The sequence below is a fragment of the Acidimicrobiales bacterium genome (assembly GCA_035533095.1).
Lineage (GTDB): Bacteria > Actinomycetota > Acidimicrobiia > Acidimicrobiales > Palsa-688 > DATLUM01.
This window is the reverse complement of sequence record DATLUM010000090.1, coordinates 49,409-57,885: the sequence shown is the minus strand read 5'-3', so window position 1 is coordinate 57,885 and position 8,477 is coordinate 49,409. Positions and strand designations below refer to the sequence as shown.

The window sequence follows — 8,477 nt, the reverse complement described above, 5'->3', positions numbered from 1 at the left end:
CGACGTCGAGATTGCCGGTGAGTTCGGCCGAACGGAGAACTTCGACAGAGTAATTCGGGAAGAGTTCGGGGTGCAGTGCCGCTGCCTCCGAGAAGCGTGACCCGGACTCCAGATTGACGCGCATTCCTTCCAGGGCCGACTTGAGGAGCTTGTCACTTGTCTCGTCGGCAATGACGGCGAGCGCTTCGAGGACCGATACGCCCGAACGCACGAACACAGCAAGCTGGCGGCACAGGTGCATGAGCTCACGCTTCTTGACCGTCTTCTTCGTGATCTCGAACTGGAGGAAGCCCTTCTTCTCCGCGATCGAGATCGGCTGGAGGTTACGGTCAAGAAGGTTGTCGCGCACCAGCGTGATGCCGGCCGCCTGCTCGATCCCGTTGATGACAGTGCCGTCGGCTGCGGCCGCACTGAAGCGATACTTGGGCACGATGCTTACTTCCTGACTTCCTATAGGGCGTAGATGGAGCGGACGACTTCGGAGATGGTGGTGACGTCCTGGTGGACCAGCTCGAGCCCTTCTTGGCGGAGCGTGCGCATCCCCTGGTTGATGGCGACGCGCCGGAGCTCGTCCTGGGTGGCCCAGCCGACGAGCAGGCGGCGGATCTCCGGGGTGATCTTCAAGAACTCATACACCCCGATTCGGTCCTGGTAGCCAGTGTGTGAGCAGATCTCGCATCCCGTACCACGGACGAAGGACTCTTTTTCGGAGCCGCCGCCGTCCTTGTAGAAGGCGAGCTCCTCCGCGGTGGGCTCGTAGGGGGCGGCGCAGGACTGGCAGATGCGGCGCACCAGGCGCTGTGAGACGACACCGAGGACCGACGATGCGACGAGGAACGCCTCGATGCCCATGTCCAGGAAACGATGGAGCGCAGCGACAGAGTCCGTCGCGTGCAGGGACGACAACACGAAGTGACCGGTCAGAGCCGCCTGGGTCGCGATGCGTGCAGTCTCGATATCTCGGATCTCGCCGACGAGGATCACATCGGGGTCCTGACGGAGGATCGCGCGCAGGCCTTCGGAGAAGGTGATGCCCGCCTGGTCATTGGTCTGGATCTGGTTGATCGATGGGAACACGTACTCGACCGGGTCCTCGATGGTGACGATGTTGCGGGACCGCTCGTCGATCTCGTTGAGCGTCGCGTAGAGGGTCGTCGTCTTACCGGAACCGGTGGGGCCGGCGCAGAGCACCATTCCGAACGGTGAGCGGACCATCTTGTCGAACTCGGTCTGGGTGTCCGTCGGCATGCCGAGCTGGCTGAGCTTGTACAGCGACCGGCTCTTGTCGAGGATCCTCATCACGCACTTCTCGCCGAACACCGTCGCCATGGTCGAAACGCGGACGTCGATGCCCCGCCCGTCGACCTCCATCGCGAACTGACCGTCCTGCGCCTTTCGGCGCTCGACGATGTTCATGCCGGCGAGGATCTTGATGCGCGAGGTCAGCGGCGACGACATGGCCATCGGGAGGCTCAGGACGTCGTGGAGGGCACCGTCGATGCGGAACCGAACCCGCAGCTGATTGTCGCTCGGCTCGAGGTGGACGTCCGAGGCACGGTCGCGCAATGCCTCGGTGACGATGGTGTTGACCACTTTGGCGACGGGGGAGTCGGCCGCGATCTTCTCTTCGGTGCCGATGGTCGGACCGGTCTTGGGCGTCTCGGTCGCGACGTACGCGCTGACGAGGCGGTCGACGTCGGCGAGGGCCCGGTACGCGCGGTCGATCGCCTGGCGGGCGATGGTCGGCGGCACGGCAAGCAGCTGCACGGGCGCGCCACCCAAGGCCTCGCGTAGACGTTCCTCGAGGCCGGGGCGTAGGTCGCCGACGATGACCTCGATCACGCCGTCGATGTCGCGGAGCGGCAGCGCGTTGAGCTCGCGAGCGAGTTTCTCGTCGAATTTCCCGGTGATCTGCGGGTTGGGGGCCTGGTGCGAAAGGTCGCCGACGCCGACGCCGAACTGGCCGGCCAGGACATTGGTGAGGCGGCGCTCGTCTATGAAACCGAGCCGGACGAGTACCTCGCCGAGGCGTTGGCCGGTCTTCTTCTGCTCCTCTAACGCCTGCTTGAGCTGGGAGGGGGTGAGCAGGCCCTGCGCAACGAGCAGGTCGCCGAGCATCGCGGTGGGCGGCTCAGGCGCGCCATCCGGCGCAGACACCATGGACTCGTCGTCTTCGGTCGACTCAGGACGGCGCGCGCGCAGAGGCCGGCGGGGCCGGCGGTCGCCGTCACCGGGACCGGCAGGGTCGTCACCGACGATGATCGGCTCGAACTCGTAGGAGGTGGGTGCTTCTGGCGCGGCCGGAGCGGCAGAAGCGGAAACGAGCACTGGCTCGGGCTTGGGCACCGGGCGTGGCCCGGTGCCTTTCCACTCCTTCTCCCAAGGGTTGGGCTCGGGAGGGGGAGGTGGTTCGCTGCCGCGACCGAACAGGCGGGCCATTACGCGTGCCTCCTAACCGCGTCGTCACAGCTCGAGACCACGTCACCCTTGGTGGGGATCTTGTCTCCGAACTGCGCAAACGGCGACATGTCAGCCAAGCCCCCGATCACCAACGGAAGGCCGTCGCGCAATCCGCACACGGCACCCATCTCCGAAAGTGCAGGCTCCGAGTCCGCTCGGCTGCGGATCGTCACGACTACGTCGACGTCGTGCTTGTCCAGCGGGCATCCTCGCCCCGGGATCATCCCGTTGCACGGAAATGGCGAGCCGGCGTTGTCGCTGCACCTGTGCACCTTCCGGCCGGCAGATCGCAGCTGGGCGGAGGCGTCGGCGATCGCCCACTCCTCGCTGCCGACGACCAGCACCTGGGCGGCCTTCGTTACCGCCTCACGGTCGTCCGAGCCGCCGCCGGACATGTCTGATCGTGGCACCACTCGCTGCACGTCGATGAGTGTCGACCACCAGCGTCACCCGGCACCCTCCGGTGCATCAACGGAATCCCAACTCGCCCGGAGTATGTTTTTGGGCGGCCATGGCTGCGACAGGCAACAACCGGATACTCGTCGTCGACGACGACCAGGAACTCAGCTCGCTGCTCAAGCTGGTACTTGAAGGCGAGGGCTACTCGGTGTCGGTGGCTTCCGACGCTGAAGGGGCCATCTCCAAGGTGGACAGCGAGTCACCAGACCTGGTGGTACTGGACATCACCCTGGGGCGTGACGACGGGCGGATAGTGCTCGCCAAGATCCGGGAGAAGGGCGAGCTTCCGGTGATCTTCATCAGCGGGAAGGGGGACACCGCGGACCGGGTCTTGGGGCTGCGCCTGGGGGCGGACGACTACATCGCCAAGCCGTTCTCGCCCGTGGAGCTCGTCGCCCGCATCGAGTCGGTCCTGCGCCGGGCCGTGCCCCGGGTCGACCCGGTCCCGGCGGGGGGATCCGAGGTCGCCGATGGGCTGGTGCTCAACGAGCTCACCCGGGAGGTCGTCGTGGAGGGGCGTGGCGTCGAGCTCACGGCCAAGGAGTTCGACCTTCTCGCCTTCCTGATCCGCTCACCCCGCCAGGTGTTCAGCCGGGGGCAGCTGCTGGAGCACGTGTGGTCCTCCCGCTCCGAATGGCAGGACGAGGCGACGGTCACCGAGCACGTGCGCCGTGTCCGTCACAAGGTGGAAAAAGACCCCGAGAAGCCGCGGTGGATCACCACCGTGAGGGGCGTCGGTTACCGCTTCGAACCCTGAAGCGCCTGTTCCTCGAGGAGCTCCGCAACCCGTAGCCGGAGCGTGTCCGGCTTGTACGGCTTCCTGACCACCCGGTCGCGGTGGTCGGGGATCTGCGTCTCCGAGTAGCCGGTCATATAGAGAACGGGCAGGTCGGGCTGGGAAACCCGCGCCTGGGTCGCCAGGTCGATGCCCGACAGACCGGGCAGGCGGATGTCAGTGACGAGGGCGTCGAACGTGCCGGAGCGGGCAAGCTTGATCATCGCCTCCTCGGCACTCGACACCCCGACCACCTCTAGCCCGATGCTCCCCAGGGCCGCTTCGGCGATCGTCCGCAGCTCGTCCTCGTCCTCGACCAGGAGCACCCTCCCGGACACCCTGCGGCCTGGCGGCCACGTTTCGTCTTCCTCGGTGCCGCTCGACAGCGCCGCGTCCTGGGCCATCGGCAGCCAGATCCGGATCGATGTGCCCTGCCCAGGTGTCGACCAGACCCGCAGCTGCCCACCCCGGTCCTTGACCAGGCCGTAGACGGTCGAGAGCCCGAGGCCGGTGCCGTGCCCGCGCTCCTTGGTCGTGAAAAACGGCTCCAGGCAACGCGCCTGCACGTCCTCGCTCATCCCCGGCCCGTCGTCGGCGATGGTCAGGATGGCCAGCTGCCCGTCCGGGAGCTCGTGCTGCCACCGTTCCTCGTCACCCGGCAGGTCCGAATCCAAGGAAATGTATATGTTGCCGGCATTCTCCATCGCGTCACAGGCGTTGATGACGAGGTTCATGACTATCTGTTCCATCTCGCTCGGATCGAGACGGACCTTGACCGTGTCCGCCGGGCGGTCCACGGTCAGCGAGACGTTGGGACCGGCGACCCGGGGGAGGACCGCTTCGAGGTTGGCGATCTCGCTGGCGAGGTCGATCACTACGCCGGAGTCGAGCTGCCGGCGGGTCATCCCGAGCATCTGCTGGGTCAGGGCCGCGGCCCGTTTCGACGCGCCTGTGATGTTGTCGAGCAGGCTCGACTGCTGCTCGGACGTGACCGTCCGGCGCAGCACGTCCGAGTAGCCGATGATCAGGGTGAGCAGGTTGTTGAAGTCGTGCGCGACGCGGCCGGCTACCTGGCCCATGGCTTCGAGGCGCTGCGCCTGGACCAGGGCGCGCTCGGCCCGCCGGATCTCGCTGAGGTCGATCCCGGCCACGAGCACGGACTCGTCGTCCGCCGACGAGGTGGCCGGCATTGGGGCCGCCGAGAGCGACAGCTCGTGCTGGCCGACCGACACCGTCCGGGTGACCGGACCGGCTCGCTCGCGCACCGAATCCGTCAGCCCGATCATGACCGGCTGCAAGGCCTGCTCCAGGTTCCAGTCCCTGGGGTCCGGACCCCACCCGAAGAGCCGCTGAGCCGCCGGGTTCGCCGAGGTGACGGTCCCGTCCTCGCGCAGGCCCACCAGCGCCACCGGCGACGATTCGACGACCGCCCGGAGGCGGGCCTCGTGCAGCACCGTCGACTCGGTCCCCAGCGCCCGCTCGAACGCTACGGGTATCAACGACGCCAGCGACGACAGCACCAGCTCCTCGTCCGAGGAAAAGTCGTCACCGACGAACACCACAAGTGCCGCTCGCTGCCACGGGTCACTGCTCGGCAGCGGATACGACACCCATCCCTCGCCCCTGGCGGAACGGTGGTTCGACACCGCGTCGAAGGCGATCTCCGCCGTCGCCCGGTCGACGTCGCCGGCCTCGGCCTCCATGATCGACCCGTCGCCCATCCACCAGCGGGCGATCGCGCCATCCGCTTCTTGGATGACGCACGCCTCGACGCAGGCGACTTGCAGCACGCCCCGGGCGGTGCCGGCGCCCGCGAGGTTGGTGGCCGCGGTAGCGAGGCGGCGGAGACGCCGGACCGTCCTGCTCTGGTCCCGTGCCGACGCCTGCATGTCCTTGTGCAGCATCACCCGCTGGATGGCTGTGCCGAGGCGGGTCGCAAGCTCTGCACCTATCCGCAGAGCCGAGGGCCGGAACCCCCTGCGGAACCGGCCGGTGGCGACCACGAACCATCCGAGGGTGATCCCGCCACCGGTGATCGGGGCGACGACCAGGGACTGCGCCTCGAGACGCTCACGTACCAGCTTGGCGTTGGGGGGCTCGTCGACGTCGCCCCAGGCGAGGACGGGGCGCCGGTCCGGCGCACACAGCCGGCCCACGGGGCCCCAGGAGACGGGGGCGTTCAGTCCGCTCGTCCTGGCGACGCGGTATCCGGAGCATGTGACCTCGCCGTTGGGCCCGATGACCTCGACCGCGCAGAGGTCGGCGAAGTCCGGCACGCACGCGTCGGCGACCTGGGCGACGGCCTCCTCGAAGTCCTCCAGCGTCGCGTCGAGGATGCGGCTCGTGGTGGCGAGCAGCTCCAGGCGCGCGAGCGCCTCCTGCTCGCCGAGGATGGCGACTTCGATAGCACTCAGGCCATCGCGATCGGTCAACAGGGCCTCGCTGCGTGCATCGTCATACTGGTGCCTTTCGCCGCCGCGGCGCCCCGGCCCGGCTGGCACCCCGGAGACGCTAGCAGCGCGAAACGTCCAGTACGAGCACCGATGACTAATTGGTGCCTTCGAGAACTCCCAGACTCCGGCCCAGGGACACCCAGTCGGTGGCGATCTCTCGCTGCGCCTGGGCGAGCGGCATCTCCCCGCGGCACACCGCACGGTTCGCCGCGTACTCGACGTCGTCCTTGGGGTTCGGGGAAGCTCCGGGTTCGGGCCACAGGTTCTTGGGATCGGCAGGCGACCCGCCAAGCTCGAGGGGTATCAGGTGGTCCTCCTCGTAGCCGGACATCGACCCGGGGTCCCCGTAGCTGTCCATCTGCTCCCGTTTCAGCTTCTCGGTGTACGACTCCGGCGGGCGCACGGTCGACGTCCACCCCCGCGTGCAGATCGTCTGGTCGATGTTCGCCTGGCTGACCGACGGGTTCGTCACTCCGGGCGTGCATGCCGGGTCGGGCAACACGTACCCGTACTGCTGGCGGTAGGAGCACTGCGCCCCTCCCGCCATCACGCTGATCCCCGCCGGCGCTGTCGTCGCGGGGGACGCCGCCGTACCGGGCCCGCCCGTGGCCGTGGTCGAGGTGGTCTGCGGCGGCAGCGTCCGGAGCGTCCCTGTCACCGACGTCGAAAGGCACCCGCCGGTGGCCAGCGCCATCAGGACCCCTGAGATCAGCAGCTTCGGTCTCATGTGCAGATGTTCCCACCCCCCAGTGACGCTGTACCCCAGGCGCCCATCAAGCGAAGGGCTGGATAGGAGGAGAGGGGCGGGAGCCGGGAAACGGCCGGGTCGTTCGAAGCGCAGCGGAGCGACCCGGACGGGCCCGGTCCCGCTTCCTCTCCTCCCGGCTGGTCCTGAGCCCTATCCCCCGGTCCCGCTTCCTCTCCTCCCGGCTGGTCCTGAGCCCCTAGTTACGCGGGAGATCCTTGAAAGGGGTCACCTTGTCGTTGTTGGGCTCCTTGGGCAGGCCGAGGACCCGCTCGCCGATGATGTTGTGCTGGATCTCGTCGGTGCCGCCGTAGATCTGCGGCGCCTGGGCGAACAGCGACATCTCGGTCACGGCCCCCCCGAGCCCGCCGGCCGGTAGGCCTTCGAGGGACTTCTCGCCGGCGCTGTCGTAGGCGTGGAGCATGCCGCGGGGCCCGAGAAGCCGGAGGCCGAGGTCGCGCGACAGGCGGAGGATGATGCTCATGGACAGCTTGGCGATGTTGCCGATCCCGGGGATGTCGCCACCGGTGGTACGCAGCGCCTTCTGCCTCAAGGTCAGATAACGACCGATCTCCGTCAGCGTGTACAGCTTCGCCAGGTCCTGGCGCACCTGCGGGTCACCGTTGAGACCCGTCTCCTTGGCGACCGCCTGGAGGAGTCTGGAGGTGCCGGCGACGCCGCCTGGGCCACCCGAGCCGCCCCGGGTTCGCCCCGTTACGAGGTCGCCTGCTCGCTTGTCCAGGTCCCCGGCAATGGTCCCGGGAACCGCGGTGCTCGCACCCGCGGAACCCCCGCCGGCGCCGAGCCCGGCCCGTTCGAAGGCGAGGGTGGTGTTGGCGACGGCCCAGCCGTTGTTGAGCCCGCCGATGATCGCGTCGTTGCCGACCCGGGCCTCGGTGATGAAGACCTCGTTGAACAGGGCCCGGCCGGTCATCTCCCGGAGCGGCCGTACCTCGACGCCGGGCTGGCGCATGTCGAACGCGAAGTAGGTGATGCCCTGGTGCTTGGGCACCTCGGGGTTGGTGCGGGCGAGGAGCATGCCCATGTCGGCCACCTGGCCGCCGGAGGTCCAGACCTTCTGGCCGGTGATGATCCACTCCTCGCCATCGCGCTCGGCCTTGGTCTGAAGGCCGGCGAGGTCCGAGCCGGCGCCGGGCTCGCTGAAGAGCTGGCACCACCCCTGGGCGCCGGTCACTATCGGCTTGACATAGCGTTCGATCTGGTCCGCGTCGCCGTGGGTGGCGATGGTCGGCCCGGCGAGGAGCAGGCCGAGGCCGCCGGGGGCGGGCAGGGCTCCGAACTCGACGATCGCCTCTTGGACGCGGACGGCCTCGGCGCGCGAGAGCCCCTTGCCGTAGGCGTTGTCCGGCAGGGAGGGCGCGGCCCAGCCTGACTCGCCCAGGCGTGCCCACCAGTCGCGCACCGTCAGGTCGGGGTCCCAGTTCTCGGAGAGCCATTGCTTGACTTCCGCTACCGGGTCACCTGCGGTGTGCGAACTGGTGGTGTCAGCGGCCTGCATCGTCCTCATGCCCTCCATCTATCCCTCTCGAAGCTACAAGCAACCCGCCATATAGGCCAGTTCGCG

At 68.1% G+C, this 8,477-nt stretch carries 7 protein-coding genes; 1 reads left to right on the top strand and 6 read right to left on the bottom strand.

All coding sequences use genetic code 11. The annotated features are described in order from the left end of the window. From VNF71_11200 to VNF71_11190, 3 genes are all read right to left on the bottom strand, one after another. Positions 1-430 (bottom strand): type II secretion system F family protein (locus VNF71_11200; protein HVA75116.1); only part of this gene is annotated, 430 nt, incomplete at its 3' end. 20 nt (positions 431-450) lie between these two features. Next, entirely contained in the window at positions 451-2,439 is a 1,989-nt protein-coding gene (locus VNF71_11195; GenBank protein ID HVA75115.1) for an ATPase, T2SS/T4P/T4SS family, read from the bottom strand. Next, positions 2,439-2,873: a hypothetical protein gene (locus VNF71_11190; protein HVA75114.1), complete on the bottom strand. Its 435-nt coding sequence runs from the start codon at positions 2,871-2,873 to the stop codon at positions 2,439-2,441. The genes VNF71_11195 and VNF71_11190 overlap by 1 nt, the downstream gene beginning before the upstream one ends. A gap of 98 nt (positions 2,874-2,971) precedes the next feature. On the opposite strand from VNF71_11190, the gene VNF71_11185 reads away from it, so the two are divergent. Beyond that, the gene (locus tag VNF71_11185; GenBank protein ID HVA75113.1) at positions 2,972-3,676 is read left to right on the top strand and encodes a response regulator transcription factor; all 705 of its coding nucleotides are present in this window, start codon (positions 2,972-2,974) and stop codon (positions 3,674-3,676) included. On the opposite strand, the gene VNF71_11180 is transcribed toward VNF71_11185, so the two are convergent. The 3 genes from VNF71_11180 to VNF71_11170 form a co-directional block, all read right to left on the bottom strand. Then, positions 3,658-6,195 (bottom strand): ATP-binding protein, encoded by a 2,538-nt coding sequence (locus VNF71_11180; protein HVA75112.1) that lies wholly within the window; start codon positions 6,193-6,195, stop codon positions 3,658-3,660. The two genes, VNF71_11185 and VNF71_11180, sit on opposite strands and share 19 nt — an antisense overlap. 46 nt (positions 6,196-6,241) lie before the next feature. Beyond that, positions 6,242-6,874 carry a hypothetical protein gene (locus VNF71_11175; protein HVA75111.1) on the bottom strand — a complete coding sequence of 211 codons (633 nt, stop codon included), beginning with the start codon at positions 6,872-6,874 and terminating at the stop codon, positions 6,242-6,244. Positions 6,875-7,091: 217 nt separating this feature from the next. After that, the gene (locus VNF71_11170) at positions 7,092-8,420 is read right to left on the bottom strand and encodes an acyl-CoA dehydrogenase family protein (protein ID HVA75110.1); all 1,329 of its coding nucleotides are present in this window, start codon (positions 8,418-8,420) and stop codon (positions 7,092-7,094) included. Between the last annotated feature and the right edge of the window lie 57 nt (positions 8,421-8,477).

What these genes read in the sequence shown, in the direction of transcription:
- VNF71_11195 (HVA75115.1), bottom strand. Translation starts at nt 2,439, where the DNA reads ATGGCCCGCCTGTTCGGTCGCGGCAGCGAACCACCTCCCCCTCCCGAG.
- VNF71_11185 (HVA75113.1), top strand. Translation starts at nt 2,972, where the DNA reads ATGGCTGCGACAGGCAACAACCGGATACTCGTCGTCGACGACGACCAG.
- VNF71_11175 (HVA75111.1), bottom strand. Translation starts at nt 6,874, where the DNA reads ATGAGACCGAAGCTGCTGATCTCAGGGGTCCTGATGGCGCTGGCCACC.
- VNF71_11170 (HVA75110.1), bottom strand. Translation starts at nt 8,420, where the DNA reads ATGAGGACGATGCAGGCCGCTGACACCACCAGTTCGCACACCGCAGGT.